The organism is Streptomyces sp. 2323.1 (assembly GCF_900221035.1).
GTDB lineage: Bacteria > Actinomycetota > Actinomycetes > Streptomycetales > Streptomycetaceae > Streptomyces > Streptomyces sioyaensis.
The window spans coordinates 4,659,991-4,675,611 of sequence record NZ_LT907981.1 but is presented as its reverse complement, the minus strand read 5'-3'; the positions used below and the strand labels follow the sequence as shown (position 1 = coordinate 4,675,611).

15 protein-coding genes are annotated in these 15,621 nt (G+C 71.6%); 7 read left to right on the top strand and 8 right to left on the bottom strand.

The annotated features are described in order from the left end of the window. Positions 1–66 precede the first annotated feature (66 nt). Complete coding sequence (locus CPH93_RS20150) at positions 67–783, bottom strand: VIT1/CCC1 transporter family protein (protein WP_096213620.1); 717 nt, start codon at positions 781–783, stop codon at positions 67–69. Between the two features lie 85 nt (positions 784–868). Between CPH93_RS20150 and CPH93_RS20145 the strand changes: the two genes are divergently transcribed. Further along, a complete protein-coding gene (locus tag CPH93_RS20145; protein ID WP_231976896.1) occupies positions 869–1,492 on the top strand; it encodes a YIP1 family protein in 624 nt (207 codons plus the stop codon). A gap of 18 nt (positions 1,493–1,510) precedes the next feature. On the opposite strand, the gene CPH93_RS20140 is transcribed toward CPH93_RS20145, so the two are convergent. After that, the gene (locus CPH93_RS20140) at positions 1,511–1,840 is read right to left on the bottom strand and encodes a hypothetical protein (RefSeq protein ID WP_096213618.1); all 330 of its coding nucleotides are present in this window, start codon (positions 1,838–1,840) and stop codon (positions 1,511–1,513) included. Between the two features lie 273 nt (positions 1,841–2,113). Here CPH93_RS20140 and CPH93_RS20135 point away from each other — a divergent pair, with 273 nt between their 5' ends. Then, complete coding sequence (locus tag CPH93_RS20135) at positions 2,114–3,385, top strand: CaiB/BaiF CoA transferase family protein (protein WP_096213617.1); 1,272 nt, start codon at positions 2,114–2,116, stop codon at positions 3,383–3,385. A gap of 81 nt (positions 3,386–3,466) precedes the next feature. After that, the gene (locus CPH93_RS20130) at positions 3,467–4,810 is read left to right on the top strand and encodes a L,D-transpeptidase (protein ID WP_096213616.1); all 1,344 of its coding nucleotides are present in this window, start codon (positions 3,467–3,469) and stop codon (positions 4,808–4,810) included. A gap of 129 nt (positions 4,811–4,939) precedes the next feature. Here the strand turns inward: CPH93_RS20130 and CPH93_RS20125 are convergent, their stop codons facing one another. The 4 genes from CPH93_RS20125 to CPH93_RS20110 all read right to left on the bottom strand — a co-directional run bounded on the left by CPH93_RS20125 (position 4,940) and on the right by CPH93_RS20110 (position 10,235). Then, positions 4,940–6,985: a PTS fructose transporter subunit IIABC gene (locus CPH93_RS20125; protein WP_096213615.1), complete on the bottom strand. Its 2,046-nt coding sequence runs from the start codon at positions 6,983–6,985 to the stop codon at positions 4,940–4,942. A gap of 159 nt (positions 6,986–7,144) precedes the next feature. Then, positions 7,145–8,092 (bottom strand): 1-phosphofructokinase, encoded by a 948-nt coding sequence (pfkB, locus tag CPH93_RS20120; protein ID WP_093483702.1) that lies wholly within the window; start codon positions 8,090–8,092, stop codon positions 7,145–7,147. Beyond that, positions 8,089–8,871: a DeoR/GlpR family DNA-binding transcription regulator gene (locus tag CPH93_RS20115; RefSeq protein WP_096213614.1), complete on the bottom strand. Its 783-nt coding sequence runs from the start codon at positions 8,869–8,871 to the stop codon at positions 8,089–8,091. The genes pfkB and CPH93_RS20115 overlap by 4 nt, the downstream gene beginning before the upstream one ends. 362 nt (positions 8,872–9,233) lie before the next feature. Continuing rightward, entirely contained in the window at positions 9,234–10,235 is a 1,002-nt protein-coding gene (locus CPH93_RS20110; RefSeq protein ID WP_093483704.1) for a sigma-70 family RNA polymerase sigma factor, read from the bottom strand. Positions 10,236–10,423: 188 nt separating this feature from the next. Here CPH93_RS20110 and CPH93_RS20105 point away from each other — a divergent pair, with 188 nt between their 5' ends. The 3 genes from CPH93_RS20105 (at position 10,424) to CPH93_RS20095 (ending at position 12,219) form a co-directional block, all read left to right on the top strand. Continuing rightward, entirely contained in the window at positions 10,424–11,011 is a 588-nt protein-coding gene (locus CPH93_RS20105; RefSeq protein ID WP_096213613.1) for a GNAT family N-acetyltransferase, read from the top strand. Between the two features lie 91 nt (positions 11,012–11,102). Beyond that, the gene (locus tag CPH93_RS20100) at positions 11,103–11,648 is read left to right on the top strand and encodes a hypothetical protein (RefSeq protein ID WP_096213612.1); all 546 of its coding nucleotides are present in this window, start codon (positions 11,103–11,105) and stop codon (positions 11,646–11,648) included. Positions 11,649–11,703: 55 nt separating this feature from the next. After that, the gene (locus CPH93_RS20095) at positions 11,704–12,219 is read left to right on the top strand and encodes a PPOX class F420-dependent oxidoreductase (protein WP_096213611.1); all 516 of its coding nucleotides are present in this window, start codon (positions 11,704–11,706) and stop codon (positions 12,217–12,219) included. A 66-nt stretch (positions 12,220–12,285) separates the two neighbouring features. Here CPH93_RS20095 and CPH93_RS20090 read toward each other — a convergent pair whose 3' ends face one another. Further along, positions 12,286–12,852 carry a pyridoxamine 5'-phosphate oxidase family protein gene (locus tag CPH93_RS20090; RefSeq protein WP_096213610.1) on the bottom strand — a complete coding sequence of 189 codons (567 nt, stop codon included), beginning with the start codon at positions 12,850–12,852 and terminating at the stop codon, positions 12,286–12,288. 437 nt (positions 12,853–13,289) lie between these two features. Between CPH93_RS20090 and CPH93_RS20085 the strand changes: the two genes are divergently transcribed. Beyond that, on the top strand, positions 13,290–13,787 hold the full coding sequence (locus CPH93_RS20085; RefSeq protein WP_006605039.1) for a MarR family winged helix-turn-helix transcriptional regulator: 498 nt from the start codon (positions 13,290–13,292) through the stop codon (positions 13,785–13,787). Positions 13,788–14,030: 243 nt separating this feature from the next. Here the strand turns inward: CPH93_RS20085 and CPH93_RS20080 are convergent, their stop codons facing one another. Further along, a complete protein-coding gene (locus CPH93_RS20080) occupies positions 14,031–15,557 on the bottom strand; it encodes an MFS transporter (protein WP_096213609.1) in 1,527 nt (508 codons plus the stop codon). Positions 15,558–15,621 lie beyond the last annotated feature (64 nt).

Sequence of the window (15,621 nt, the reverse complement as noted above, 5' to 3'; positions counted from 1 at the left end):
GGATCAGCCGCTCACTCGTACCGGTGATGCGGACGGGCCCGGGGCCGCACCACCACGGCGGGCCGGTCAGACCCCCACCGCCCCCAGCACCGACCCCGCCGCATACGTCACGGCCATCGCCAGCGCCCCGCCCCCGACGTTCCGCAGCATCGCGCGCCGCACCGGTGCGGCGCCCAGCCGGGCACTGCTCCAGCCGCACAGTGCCAGCGCCGCCAGTACCGCCACCACCGTGATCCACAGCCGTTGCCCGGCCGGCGGCAGCACGATCGCCAGCAGCGGCAGCAGCGCCCCCGCCGTGAACGCGAGGAAGCTCGCGCCCGCCGCATGCCAGGGGTTGGTGAGCTGGTCGGGGTCGATGCCCAGCTCCACCTCCGCATGGGCGCGCAGCGCATCGTGTTCGGTGAGCTGCTCGGCGACCTCCCGGGCCAGCTGGCCGTCCAGCCCCTTGCCCTCCAACAGCTCCGTCAGCTCGATGAGTTCCGCCTGCGGCTCGGTCGCCAGCTCCCGCTTCTCCAGCGCCAGCGCGGCCTTCTCCGAGTCCCGCTGGGTGGAGACCGAGACGTACTCACCGGCCGCCATCGACATGGATCCGGCGAGCAGCCCCGCCAGCCCCGCCGTCAGCAGCGCGGATCGTTCGTCGGTGGCGCCGGCGACCCCGACGACCAGTCCGGCGGTGGACACGATGCCGTCGTTGGCGCCGAGGACCGCGGCCCGCAGCCAGTTGAGCCGGCTGCCGAGTCCGCCGCCGTGCGCCTCGTCGTGCTCCGGTGTCTGCACAGTCACCGGCAGAGCCTCTCATCCGTACCGGCCGTGGCCGGGCTCGACGCCCCCGCATCGCGGCGAATTGGCCGGTGGTAGAAACGGCGTTATGCCCGCACCACCCCCCTCCCCGTCTCCCCAGCACCCGCCGCCCACGCTCGTCCAGCCGGCTCCCCCGGAGCCCGCACCACGCCGCCGGCTGTGGTGGCACCGGCTGATATTGGGGCTGTGGTACCGGCCGGTGGAGGTGCTGGACGAGGCGCGGGACCGCACCGCCTGGAGCGCGGCCATACTGCTGTCGCTGATCAGCGGCGGCATCGGGGTGGTGTCGATGGACGCCTTCCACACCCAGTGGGCCGTCGACCGCACCGCGGCACTACAGCTCGTCGGGCTGGCCGAGGCGGGGGTGCTGACCGCCAGTCTCGTCCTGGGCGCGGTCGCCCACGCCATCGCCCGCACGCTCGGGGGCATAGGCCGGTTCGCGCCGACCGCGAGCCTGTTCATCGTGCTGTTCTGGGTGACGGATCTGCCGCGACTGGCGATCGCCGCCTGGCTGCCGACCGACGCCACCTTCGTACAGGCCGCGACCTGGACGACCTGGGGCTTCGGCTATCTCCTCGCGGTCCTGCTCATACGGGGCCAGCACCATCTGTCGACGTGGAAGTCGACGGCAGCCGTCTCGGTGCAGATGCTGACCGCGCTGGCGCTGCTGAGGCTGGGGCCGGGCCGCTGAGCCCGGCCGGCCGCCGGCTCAACTGGGGCTGGTCAACTGCCGTACGAGCCCCTCGAACGCGCTGCGCTCGGCATCGCTGAGCTGCACGCACTCCGACGGCGGACCGGTCGGACCGGTCTGCCGCGGCACCGAACCGAGCAGCTCCGGCCCGCCGGGCAGCGCCTCGGGGCCGGGCCGTGCGGACCGCCCGCGCGGCGCGTACCGGGCCCGCATCTCCTGCTGGTCGCGCCACAGGGCCGCCTCGTACCGGCCCCGGCGCAGCATTCTGGTCAGCCCGACGGTCCAGACGACGGCCAGCGCGAAAAGCACGCCGAGGCCGATCTGCTGCACAATCGAGACGGGGAGCATGCGGTCCTCCCGGAGGGATGCGGCGCTGGGCTCACGCCAGTAGACACCACACCTCGGGACTTCCGACAGGGGATCTTAGGACTTAAGTCCTGAAGTGACGCATCTCCTATGGCATTTCGCTACATTTCCGGCCTCGACACCTTCCGGCGGCGGCCCAAGACGCCACCCTGGCAGGAACCGCCCCGCTCCGTTGGACACGCCGGAGGCTTCCCCCGGCGCAGCGCACCCCCGGACGATGACGGCACCTCGTCCGCGACATGAGGAGAACGCACCGTGCCGCAGCCGCCCCGGCCGCCCGCCGACGCCGCCCCGCAGCCCCCTGCCGGCGGCCCGCCCGCCCGCGCCCTGGACGGCATCCTCGTCGCGGACTTCAGCCGGGTGCTGGCCGGGCCGCTGGCCGCCGCGACGCTGGCCGACCTCGGCGCCGAGGTGATCAAGGTGGAGCGGCCGGGCACCGGCGACGACACCCGCGCCTGGGGCCCGCCGTTCGTCCCCGACCCCGAGGACCTGGAGCCGGACGGAGACGGTGCGCCCCGGCGCGGCACCGCGGCGTATTTCGACGCCGCGAACCGCTCCAAGCGCGGCCTGGCCCTGGACCTCGGCGACCCGGACGATGCGGCCGCGGCCCGCGAGTTGGCCCGCCGGGCCGACGTACTGATCGAGAACTTCCGCCCCGGCTCGCTCGCCCGCTACGGCCTGGACCACACCGCCACCCGGGCCGCCAACCCCGGCCTGGTGCACTGCACCATCACCGGCTTCGGCGCCGGCCCGGGCGCCCGGCTACCGGGCTACGACTTCGTCGTCCAGGCCGTCGGCGGGCTGATGAGCATCACCGGTGAGCCCGGCGGGACGCCGCTGAAGGCGGGCGTCGCCCTGGTGGACGTGCTGACCGCGAAGGACGCCACCACCGGCATCCTCGCGGCCCTCCGGCACCGCGACCGCACCGGCGAGGGCCAGCTGGTGGAAGTGAATCTGCTCTCATCGCTGCTGGGCTCGCTGGTCAATCAGGCGTCCGGCCATCTGGCCACCGGCCGCGATCCGGAACCGATGGGCAACCGCCATCCGAGCATCGCCCCGTACGAGACACTGGCCTGCCGGGACGGGGAGCTGCTCGCGGTGGCGGCGGGGAACGACCGTCAATTCCGGGCACTGACACAGACACTGGGCGCACCGGAGCTCGCCGACGACATCCGGTTCGTCCGCAATCGGGATCGCGTACAAAACCGTACAGATCTCATCAAAGCACTCGAAGACCTCCTGTCCGCCGACACGCCGCAGGCCTGGACCGAGCGGCTGACCGCGGCGTCGGTGGCCTGCGGCCCGGTCAACACCGTCTCCGAGGCCCTGGCGTTGGCGGCGCGGCTCGGCCTCGATCCGGTGATCCCGGTCGGCGAGGGCCGGATCCCCCAAGTCGCCAGCCCGCTCCGCCTCTCGGGGACCCCGGTGACCCAACCCTCCGCTCCGCCCCGCCTGGACGAAAACGGCCCCGCGCTGCGAACCTGGCTGTCAGGGCCGGCCGACCACCCCCTACCACCGCGCGCGTGAGCTTCCTCACAAGCAGGCCGCACCCGCAACCGAATCCGCCCGCTCGTGCTGTTTATCAGCACGGAACCACAACACCCCTGTATGGAGCAGCTCGTGACATCGCCGGACAATCCCGCGCCCGCTCGGTCCCGCACCCCGCACCAGCTGCTCCTGTCAGACGAGCAGCCGGCACCCGGTGCGCCGCGCCGCCACCGGCGGATGCGCCGCACGCTTGCCGTGACGGCCCTGTTCGCAGCGGGTGCGCTGAGCTTGTCCGCCTGTGGCGGGGACGCCAAGGCCGGGGGCGACGACGGCAAGAACGGCCAGGCCGCCGCGGACGCCGCAGCCGCCAAGAACGCCTCCGACGCCAAGATCAAGGTCTCGTCGAAGGACGGCGCCACCGACGCCAGCATCAACGACACCGGCGTGAAGGTCACCAGCGGCAAGCTGACCGATGTGAAGCTCACCGCCGCCGACACCGGCAAGGACATCGCCGGCGCCATATCGCCCGACGGCACGTCCTGGAAGCCCGGCGTCCAGCTGGAGCGCGGCACCAAGTACAAGATCGTGGCGAACGCCAAGGACGCCAAGGGCCGGGCCGCCACCGAGAACGCCACCTTCACCACGGTTTCCTCGGCCGACAGCTTCATCGGCTCCTACACCCCCGACGACGGCAAGACCGTCGGCGTGGGCATGCCGGTGTCCTTCAACTTCGACAAGGCGATCACCAACAAGAAGGACGTCCAGTCCCACATCAAGGTGACCTCCAGCAGCGGCCAGCCGGTCGTCGGCCACTGGTTCAGCGCCCAGCGCCTGGACTTCCGGCCGCAGGACTACTGGAAGGCCGGCTCCAAGGTCACCATGAAGATCGACCTGGACGGGGTGAAGGGCGGCCAGGGCATCACCGGTGTCCAGTCCAAGACCGTGTCCTTCACCATCGGGCGCTCGCAGGTCTCCACGGTCGACATGAACACCCAGCAGATGACGGTCAAGCGGGACGGCAAGACGTACAAGACCATCCCGATCTCCGGCGGCAGCGCCGAGCACCCCACGTACAACGGCCAGATGGTGATCTCGGAGAAGTTCGAGAAGACCCGGATGGACGGCTCGACCGTCGGCTTCAAGAACGAGAGCGGCAAGGGCGAGTACGACATCCCTGACGTGCCGCACGCCATGCGGCTGTCGCAGTCCGGCACCTTCATCCACGGCAACTACTGGGGCTCACCGTCCGTCTTCGGCAACTCCGGCACCAGCCACGGCTGCGTCGGTCTGCGCGACCAGAAGGGCGGCGGTGGCGACACCCCCGGCAAGTGGTTCTTCAACGAGTCGCTGATCGGCGATGTCGTCATCGTGAAGAACTCGCACGACCAGACCGTCAAGCCGGACAACGGCCTCAACGGCTGGAACATGCCGTGGTCCGAGTGGCAGGCGGGCAGCGCGGGCTGACGCACGGCGCCCACGACTGAGCACAGCGGCGGTGGCCGGTCCCGTAGGGGGCCGGCCACCGCCGTTTTCCTTCCGGCACCGCCTGACCGGCCCGCCGGGTCCTCCGCGCTCCCCGTTGGCCGGCGGGGGTCAGGCCGCGACCGTCACCCCGGCCCCGTCGGGGGCGGGTGAGTCCGCCGGGCGGGTGTCCGGTCGCTTGCGCAGGCCCTTGAGGAGGATGACCAGGGCGGTGCTGACGCCCGTACCCGCGGCGATGGCGAGCAGGTAGAGGAGCGGCTGGCCGATCAGCGGGACGACGAAGATGCCGCCGTGCGGGGCGCGCAGGGTGCAGCCGAAGGCCATCGAGAGGGCGCCGGTGACCGCGCCGCCGGCCATCGCCGAGGGGATCACCCGCAGCGGGTCGGCGGCGGCGAACGGGATCGCGCCCTCGGTGATGAAGGAGGCGCCGAGCACCCAGGCCGCCTTGCCGTTCTCCCGCTCGGCCTTGGTGAAGAGCCGGCCGCGCACGGTCGTGGCCAGCGCCATCGCCAGCGACGGGACCATGCCGGCCGCCATCACCGCGGCCATGACCTTCAGGCTGCCCGCGTTGGGGTTGGCGAGGCCGCCGACCGCGAAGGCGTAGGCGACCTTGTTCAGCGGGCCGCCGAGGTCGAAGCACATCATCAGGCCGAGAAGCGCGCCCAGGATGACCGCGTTGGCGCCCGTGAGGCCGGACAGCCAGTCGGTCAGCCCCTTCTGCAGCGCGGCGATCGGCTTGCCGACCACCAGGAACATCAGAAAGCCGACGACCACCGAGGAGAGCAGCGGGATGACCACGACCGGCATGATGCCGCGCAACGGCGCCGGGATGCGGACCCGTTGGATCGCCATCACCACCGCGCCCGCCAGCAGACCGGCTATCAGCCCGCCCAGGAACCCCGCGTTGACGGTGAGCGCGATGGCCCCGCCGACGAAGCCCGGGACGAGGCCGGGGCGGTCCGCCATGCCGTAGGCGATGAAGCCGGCCAGGACGGGGACGAGGAAGCCGAAGGCGACGGTGCCGATCTGGAAGAGCAGGGCCGCCCAGCTGGTGGACTCGGTCCAGAGGAAGTGGTCGGCGACGGACGGTGCCTTGTTGATCGTGTAGCCGCCGATGGCGAAGGCGAGCGCGATGAGCAGCCCGCCCGCAGCGACGAATGGGACCATGTAACTGACGCCCGTCATCAACCATTTGCGCAGGCGGGTGGCGAAGCCGTCGCCCGGTTCGGCGTCCTTGTCCATGGGGGCGGCGGCCCGCGCCGGGGCACTCCCCTCGCCGAGGGCGGCCTTCCGGCGCACCTCGGCGATGAGGTCGGCGGCGCGGCCGATGCCCGCCTTGACCCCGACGTCGACGGTCGGCTTCCCGGCGAACCGCTCCTTGTCCCGTACCTCGACGTCATGCGCGAAGATCACGCCGTCCGCGTCCGCGACCAACTGCGGGTCGAGCCGCTGGAACCCGGCCGAGCCCTGGGTCTCGACGGCCACCTCGACGCCGGCGACCTTCCCGGCCTGCTCCAGCGACTCGGCGGCCATGTAGGTGTGCGCGATGCCGGTGGGGCAGGAGGTGACGGCGACGATGCGGAAGGGGGCGGGGGCGGGCTGGCCGGCGGGGGCGGCGCTTGTCTCCGCGGGCGGCTCCGGAGCCGCTGTCGCCATGTCCGCGGTCTCCGCCGCCGGTTCCGGTTCCGTCTGCTCCCGCGCCGGTTCCCCCGGAGCCTCGTCCCCCCGGATGAGTGCCGCCGTACGCTCCGACTCGGTGGCGGAGCGCAGCGCGCCGGTGAAGGTCTCGTCCATCAGCTGCCGGGCGAGGGTCGACAGGATCGACAGATGGTCCGCGTCGCCGCCCGCCGGGGCCGCGATCAGGAAGATCAGGTCGGCCGGGCCGTCCGGCGCGCCGAAGTCGATACCGGCGGCGCTGCGTCCGAAGGCCAGCGTCGGCTCGGTGACATGCGTGCTGCGGCAGTGCGGAATGCCGATCCCGCCGTCCAGCCCGGTCGGCATCTGGGCCTCGCGCGCGGCCACATCCGCGAGGAAGCCCGCCAGATCGGTGACCCGGCCGGCCGCGACCATCCGCTCGGCCAGGGCCCGTGCGGCGGCGTCCTTCGTTTCGGCGGACAGGTCGAGGTCGACCAGTTCCGCAGTGATCAGCTCACTCATCACGGGCTCCCTTGCGCGCGGCACCGCCGGGGGGACGGTGGGGACGGAACGGGGGGTGGCTGGAACGGGGGTGGCTGGTGGGGACACCGGCAGCACGACCGGCAGTCATGGCGCCGGCTCCCCGGTCGGCAATCACGCCTTCGGCTCCCCGGTCGGCGGTCATGGCGTCGGCTCCGTGAGCAGCCGGTCGAGGGGTACGTCGCCGGTCACCGTGACCGCCGCCGTGTCCAGATCGGCCGGCGTCGGCATCAGGCTGCCGGCCAGCTGGACGGCGGCCGCACCATGCGCCACCGCGGCGGCCAGCGCGGCCGGTCCCGTGCCGCCCGCCGTGAGAAAGCCCGCCAGCGAGGCATCGCCCGCGCCGACATTGCTGCGGACGGCCGCGACCGGGGCGCTGCCGTAGTGGACGCCGCCCTCGTCGACCAGGAGCTGGCCGTCCGCCCCGAGGGAGGCCAGGACGGCACGGGCGCCCCAGGCACGCAGCTCCTCGGCGGCCTTGACCGCGTCGCCGAGGGTCGCCAGCGGACGGCCGACGGCCTGCGCCAGCTCCTCGGCGTTGGGCTTGACGACGTCCGGGCGTTCGCGCAGCGCCGCCACCAGCGACGGGCCCGAGGTGTCCAGGGCGATCCGGGCGCCGGCGCGGTGGGTGCGGGCGACCAGTTCGGCGTACCACTCGGGCGCCAGACCGCGCGGCAGGCTGCCGCAGCAGGCGATCCAGTCCACTCCGGCCGAACGCTCGCCGACCCTCCGCAGCAGCGCCTGCGACTCCTCGGAGGTCAGCTCGGGGCCGGTCGCGTTGATCTTCGTGAGCGTGCCGTCGGGTTCGACGACCGAGATGTTGGAGCGGGTCTGTCCGGCCACCTGCACCCCGGCCACCTCGATGCCCTCGGCGCCCAGCAGCCCGGCCAGCGCCGCACCGGCGGGCCCGCCCAGCGGCAGTACGGCCAGCGTGCGGTGCCCGGCGGCGGCGACCGCCCGCGAGACGTTGACGCCCTTGCCGCCGGGGTCGATCCGGTCCCCGGTGGCCCGGAGCACGGCCCCGCGGTCCAGCGCCGGGATCTCGTACGTACGGTCCAGGCTGGGGTTGGGGGTGACGGTGAGGATCATGCGCGTACTACTTCCGTGCCCGCGCGCTCGATGGCGAGGGCGTCGTCGGGGCTCAGACCGGTGTCGGTGATCAGCAGGTCCACGTCCGACAGCTCGCCGAAGCGGGCGAAGTGCTGCTGCCCGTATTTGGCGGAGTCGGCGAGGAGGACGACACGGCGGGCGGCGGCGATCAGCGCCCGCTTGACGGCGGCCTCCGCGAGGTCGGGGGTGGTCAGACCGCCGTCGGGGGAAAAGCCGTTGGTCGCCAGGAACAGCACATCGGCGTTGATCTCGCGGTAGGCGCGCAGCGCCCAGTCGTCGACCGCGGCCCGGGTACGGTGCCGGATCCGGCCGCCCACGAGATGGAGGGTGAGGCCGGGGTGGTCGGCCAGCCGCGCGGCGACCGGCAGGCCGTGGGTGACGACGGTCAGCTCGGCCTCCAGCGGGATCTCGGCGGCGAGCCGGGCGGCGGTCGTACCGGCGTCCAGGATCACGCTCCCGGAGCCGCCGATCCCGCCCTCGCCACCGGGGAGCTCGGCGAGTGCGGCCCGGGCGATGCGCTGCTTCTCGTCGGCGGCGACGGCGTCCCGCTCGGCGAGGTCGGGCTCGAAGTCCAGGCGGCCGGCAGGAATGGCCCCGCCGTGCACCCTGCGCACCAGGCCGGCCCGGTCCAGCGCCTTCAGATCACGTCGCACGGTCTCGGCGGTGACCTGGAACTCCTCCGCGAGGGAGAGCACATCGACCCGCCCGCCTTCACGGGCGAGCCGCAGAATCTCCTGCTGGCGTTCCGGTGCATACATCTGTGTCTGTGTCCGTTCCATGCCCGAACCTGTGGTTTCAGTGCGATGCTACGCCCAGTTTTTTGGAAAGTAAACGGAAGTGGGCTTCAGGTGGACTCAAACGGACATCGCTGCGCGGCCGCCGGCTTCCGGCCCCGGGCACACAAGAGCCCCGACGCCGAAACGGCACCGGGGCTCGTCCTCCACGGGTCGCGCCTTCGACAGGGCACACACGTTGATCCGGGCACGCAGACGCGCACGGGCACACACGGGCGGGCACACACGGGCGGACACACTCGGGCAGGCACCCTTCGCGCACCCCCGCGCGGCCGCACCCTCCGCGGCCGCGCCGTCTTACCTGGCACGCCGACTCGCCCGTCGGGCTATGCCGCCGCGTCGAACCCGGTGTCGCGCGCCATCCGCTTCAGCTCCAGCAGCGCATGCTTCTCTATCTGGCGGATCCGCTCACGGGTCAGGCCGTGCTGCTTGCCGACCTCGGTCAGCGTGCGCTCGCGGCCGTCCTCGATGCCGTACCGGGCCTTGATGATCGAGGCGGTGCGGTGGTCGAGCCGGTCTATCAGGTCCTCCAGCTCCTCACTGCGCAGCAGCGTCAGGACGGACTGCTCGGGCGAGGCCGCGGAGGTGTCCTCCAGCAGATCGCCGAACTGGGTGTCGCCGTCGTCGTCCACCGACATGTTGAGGCTGACCGGGTCGCGCGCCCAGTCGAGGACGTCGGTGACACGGGCGGGCGTGGAGCCCAGCTCGCCGGCGACCTCCGCCGGCTCCGGGTCGCGGCCGTTCTCGCGGTTGAACTCGCGCTGCACCCGGCGGATCCGGCCCAGCTCCTCGACGAGGTGCACGGGCAGCCGGATCGTGCGCGACTGGTCGGCGATGGAGCGGGTGATGGCCTGGCGGATCCACCACGTCGCATACGTCGAGAACTTGAAGCCCTTGGCGTAGTCGAACTTCTCCACGGCACGCACCAGGCCGGCGTTGCCCTCCTGGATCAGGTCGAGCAGGGGAAGCCCGGCGCGCGGATAGCGGCGGGCGACCGCGACCACCAGCCGGAGGTTGGAGCGGATGAAGACGTCCTTGGCCCTGGCGCTCTCCTCGGCCAGCGCCGACAGCTCCTCGGGGCTGGCACCTGCGGCATTGCCGTCGGTGACCTCCCCGTCCAGGATCTGCTGGGCGTATACGCCCGCCTCGATGGTCTGGGACAGCTCGACCTCCTTGGCGGCGTCGAGGAGTGGCGTACGCGCGATCTCGTCGAGGTACATGCCGACCAGGTCGCGGTCGGCGATCTCCCCGCCTATTGCGCGAACACTGTTGGCCCCGTCAGAAGCGCTGGTGCTTTCCTGACGCCGGGCGACGGCACGGGTTGCCATGCGTGTGCTCCCTTTGCGATGAGTCGGTCGCGGGACGGTGGGGCGGGCCGGATCGTCCATCGGAAAGCCGATGCTTGCCGAGTGGCCCGTCCGAAGGAAACAACGGCTGGAATCCGGACAGAATTCCCACGCCGCCCCGCTATTTTTCTGATCATGCAGTACCCTGCGGCGCCACCCAGGGAGGTCACATGCTGCGGGAACATGGGGAAGTGCAGGTCAGAGCGGGCACCGAAGCGGACCTCACGGCCCTTACCGATCTTTACAATCACTACATTCGCGAGACCTGCATCACGTTCGACACCGAGCCCTTCACCCCCGAACAGCGCCGCCCGTGGTTGCTCTCCCACCCCCAAGACGGCCCGCACCGGCTTCTGGTTGCCCAGGAGGCGACAGACCGGACGAAAGACCCGCACAACGGGCCGGCGGGCACGCCGCACCCCGGCGTCGCGGGCGCGCCGCACCCCGCGCTGCTCGGCTACGCGACCAGCAGCGCGTTCCGCCCGAAGGCCGCCTACGCCCCCTCCGTCGAGGTCACCGTCTACTGCGCGCCGCAGGCCGCCGGCCGGGGCGTCGGCACACTGCTGTACCAGGGCCTGTTCGAGGCCCTGGCCGGCGAGGACGTGCATCGCGCCTACGCCGGGATCACCCAGCCGAACGAGGCCTCCGCCCGCCTCCACACCCGCTTCGGCTTCCGGCACATCGGTACGTACACGGAGGTGGGCCGCAAATTCGGCCGCTACTGGGACGTGGCCTGGTACCAGAAAGACCTGGGCTGAAGCCGATCCGGCCCGCCGCTCCGGTTGACGCCGGCGACCCCCGGGTGTCGCCTGGACAGGAAGACAGCGGGGCAACCGAGAGGAGCCCGTCATGGACGAGATCGCTCAGCGGCATGGCGCGAGGGCAGCCCGCTCGCACGGCACCGTGGAGACCGAACACGGAGCGACGGCCCACGCACCCGGCCGGGCCGGCACCCCGCAGCGCACCCAGGGCATGGCCGGGCGCATCCCGGCGAAGGTATCGCTGCCGATCATCACCGCACTCGCCTTCGGCCTCGTCACCATCTTCCGCACCCACACCGACGGCACCAAGGGCGGCCCGGCCATGCTGTACGGGCTGGCCGCGTTCGTGGTCTCCGGGGCGCTCGGGCTGGTGGTGGCCCACTTCCAGTCGTCCATGGTCACCGAGACCCGGGCGATCGCCTACGGCGTGCTCTTCGGCGGCGCGCTGGGCTGGTGCTACAGCCTCGGCGGGGAAGCCATCCTCAAGTCGTGCGCCTTCGGCTTCACCATGGGCGCCGTCATGTTCGTCGCCTCCCTCTACGTCTTCCGCACCCACCGCGTCCGCGAGCCGCACGGCGAACACCGCCCCCACAAGACCCACCGGACCGACCGCCTCCCCGTGGCCACCCACTGAGCCACCGAGGGCACCTCTTGACCTCAACCGCAATTGAGGATCTAGCGTCGCCGCCATGACACCGAAGCCGACACCGGAGCCGACGCCGACACCGGACGCCTCGCCCGCGGACGCCGCCACCACGGACCCCACCGGCGCTCCCGCGATCACCGCGCACGTCTTCACCCCCAAGGAGCGCGCGTACCTCGCCGGCCAGCCACTGGCCCGCCTGGCGACCACCGGGCCGGACGGCGGCCCGCAGGTGCGCCCGGTCGGCTTCGTCCTCAACGACGACGACACCCTCGACATCGGCGGGCCCGCGCTGCACCGCAGCCAGAAGTACCGCAACGCCCAGGCCCGCCCCGAAGTCTCCCTGCTCATCGACGACATGGCGCCGTCCGACGACCCGATCGCGCCCGGCTGGGGCCGCGGCGTGGAGATCCGCGGCCGCGCCGAACTGCTCACCCTCGACGCGCCCCCGATGGCCCCCGACTTCTTCAGCAACGACGTGATCCGCGTCCATCCACGGCGCATCATCAGCTGGCACCTCGAACCGGACGCCGACGGCACCCGGGCCCGCAACGTCGACTGAGCCGGCCCCGGGCACCCGTCCGCCGCCGCCCCACCTGCCACTGCCGGCCCACCTGCCACCCCACGGTCACTCCACCCGTAGCGCCGCGTCATCCGACATCCTCCGGACCGTGCGCAGCGGCCGGTCCGGCGCCCAACTCACCAGCACCACATACGGGTCCTCGACGTACGTCCGCACCACCTCCGTCAGCTCCGCCCGGAAGAGATGGAACGGCTCCGGCGGCTCCACCTCCGCCGCATAGCGCGCCACCACCCCGGGGTCGGTCACCTCCACGGCCCGCCCGGACACCCGTACGTCACCATCGGCAAGTCCGGCGTCCGGCCCCGGATTGGCATGCAGGGAGAACCGGGGGTCGCGCCGCAGATCGAGCGCCTTGCGCGAACCCACCATCATGCCCAGCCACAACTCCCCATGGCGGAAGTCCGCCTCCAGACCGGTGAGCCGCGGCGCTCCGTCCTTCCGGAGGGTCGCCAGGACATGGTGCCGGTACGCCCCGAACCGCTTCCGCACCCACCTGGCGAATTCCGGCTCCGCCTCCTCCACCGCCGCCCAGCCGACCGCATCACCCCGGCCGCTGCCCTCCGCTGCACTGCCCGCCACACCAGTCTCGACGCCCGCGCTCTCACTCGTCATGGCAGCAGCCTCCCCGCCATACCCGACATCTCCTGTCCGGTATGGATGCGAAACCCGCAGGCGATGCCCGGCCGCCCGGCCACCCACGACTGGCCGGCCCAATTGCCCACCACAAACGGCACGTTGAAGACAGCCAGACTGCACCAACCGCTTTACCCGCCCCCGCCACACCCCGTCGATCATGCTCCGCCCGGACGCCCAGCCGCCCGTAGGAGTCCACGGCACCCGGGATCATCTCCACGGGCGGGACATCCACCCCGCGGCCGGCATTACGCTCATCACAACTTCGCGGCGGCACACTGGGCAGTAGGCCGGTACGCGGGAACATTCAGCCATCGAGGACCGATGAATGAATCTTCAAGCGTCGCACCACGGTGTCACCAAAGCGACGTTGTTAAAGCTTAAATAACTCTCCGAGTGGTGAGAGAGTGGATGGTATGAGCAACGAAGCCGCAGCCGAGCCGCACTGGCTCAGCGACGAGGAGCAATACGCCTGGCAGTGCTACCTGCATGCCACCACGCTCCTGGAGGATCACCTCGACCGTCAGCTGCAGCGGGATGCCGGAATGCCGCATGTTTATTACGGCCTGCTCGTCCAGCTCTCCCGTGCGCCCCGGCGGCGGCTGCGGATGACCGAGCTGGCTCAGAACGCCAAGATCACCCGCTCCCGGCTCTCCCACGCGATCGCGCGCCTGGAGCGGAACGGCTGGGTGCAGCGGGAGAACTGCTCGTCCGACAAGCGGGGCCAGAACGCCCACCTCACGGACGAGGGGATGCGGGTCCTGGAGAAGGCCGCCCCGGGTCATGTCGCGGCCGTACGCGCCGCGATCTTCGACCGGCTCTCCCCGGAGCAGGTCGGTCAACTGGCCGAGATCTGCCAGGTCATGACCGAGGGGCTACAGCCGAAAGGTGCCGACCTCCCCTGGCTCCGCTGACGCATCGGCGGAGCCGGAAGAAGCCGGCAGGTAGGTGTCCGGAGGTCCCGGCGTACGTACGAGCTCAGAAGGGCCGGCGCACGTATGAGTCCTGAAGGGCCATCCCGGCGTACGTACGAGCTCAGAAGGGCCGGCGTACGTAGGAGTGAGGTAGGAATGCGGTAAGAGCGCGGCCGGGGGCGTCGGCTCGCCGAGCGCCCCGCGACCGCCCTCCTGTCTGATCAGTGCGCCATCCCTACCGGATCAGTGCGCCATCACCGGCACCGGCACCTCGTCCTCGCCCAGCGCCGCGCCCTCGCCGTCCTGCGACGAGGCCACCGGCGAACCGCCACCGGGCCGCCCGGTGTTGATGAAGGTGAAGGCGATCACGCCGGCCAAGGCCAGGATGCCGACCGCCCACCAGATGGCGGTGGTGTAGCCGTGCACCATCGACTGGAGCTTGAGCAGGTCGGCCGAGCGGGCACCGGCCGCGTGGGAGGTGGCGTACGCGGTGGTGGCGCTGGCCGCGATGGTGTTCAGCAGGGCCGTACCGATCGCGCCGCCCACCTGCTGCGAGGTGTTGACCATGGCGGAGGCGACACCTGCGTCGCGCGGCTGGACGCCGTGCGTGGCCAGCGACATGGCCGGCATGAACGCCGTACCCATGCCGAGGCCCATCAGCAGGAAGCCGGGCAGGATCAGCGCCGGGTAGGACGTGTCCAGGTCGATCTGGGTCAGCACCAGCATGCCGAGCGCGGCGACCGTGAAGCCGGGCGCCATCAGCAGCCGCGGCCGGACGCGGGTCATCAGCCGGGCACCGATCTGCGTCGAGCCGGTGATCATGCCGACGATCATGGGGAGGAAGGCCAGGCCGGTGGTCACCGGGGTGTAGCCCTTCACGATCTGCAGGTAGTAGGTCAGGAAGAGGAAGAGACCGAACATGCCGATCACGGCCAGGCCCAGCGAGGCGTAGATGCCCGCGCGGTTCCGGTCCGTGACCACCCGCAGCGGCAGCAGCGGCGCCTTCACCTTGGACTCGACCAGCACGAACGTCAGCAGCAGCACGGCGGCCGCGACGAACAGGCCGAGCGTCGGGCCGGCCAGCCAGCCGTCGGATTCGGCGCGGGTGAAGCCGTAGACCAGCGAGACCAGGCCGAGGGTGGCCAGGATGACGCCGGGGACGTCCAACCGGGAGGTGTTACGGCTCTCCGCGGGCTCACGGACGACCAGGAGGGCACCGGTCGCGGCGACCACGGCGAACGGGATGTTCACGAAGAAGGTCCAGCGCCAGTTCAGGTACTCGGTCAGCACCCCGCCCAGGATCAGACCCACGGCGCCGCCGCCACCCGCGATCGCGCCGAAGATGCCGAACGCCTTGGCGCGCTCCTTGGCCTCGGTGAAGGTCACGGCCAGCAGGGACAGCGCGGCCGGCGCCAGCAGTGCACCGAAGACGCCCTGCAGCGCCCGCGCGCCCATCAGCATGGCCTGGTCGGCGGCGGCCCCGCCGAGCCCGGAGGCAACCGCGAAGCCGATGAGTCCGGTGATGAAGGTCCGCTTGCGTCCCCACAGGTCGGCGACGCGCCCGCCGAAGAGCAGCAGTCCGCCAAAGGCCAGTGCGTAGGCGGTGATCACCCACTGCCGGTTGGCGTCGGTGATACCGAGATCCTCCTGGGCGGAGGGCAGCGCGATGTTCACGATGGTCGCGTCGAGCACGACCATCAGCTGGGCGAGAGCGATGAATATCAGCGCTTTCCAGCGCCGGGGATCGACGTATGTGGCTTTTTCAGGCATGGCGGGATCCACCTAGTGGTGCGGTGAGCGAACAGGAGCGAAGAACCGGCGCACCGGGCGGCCG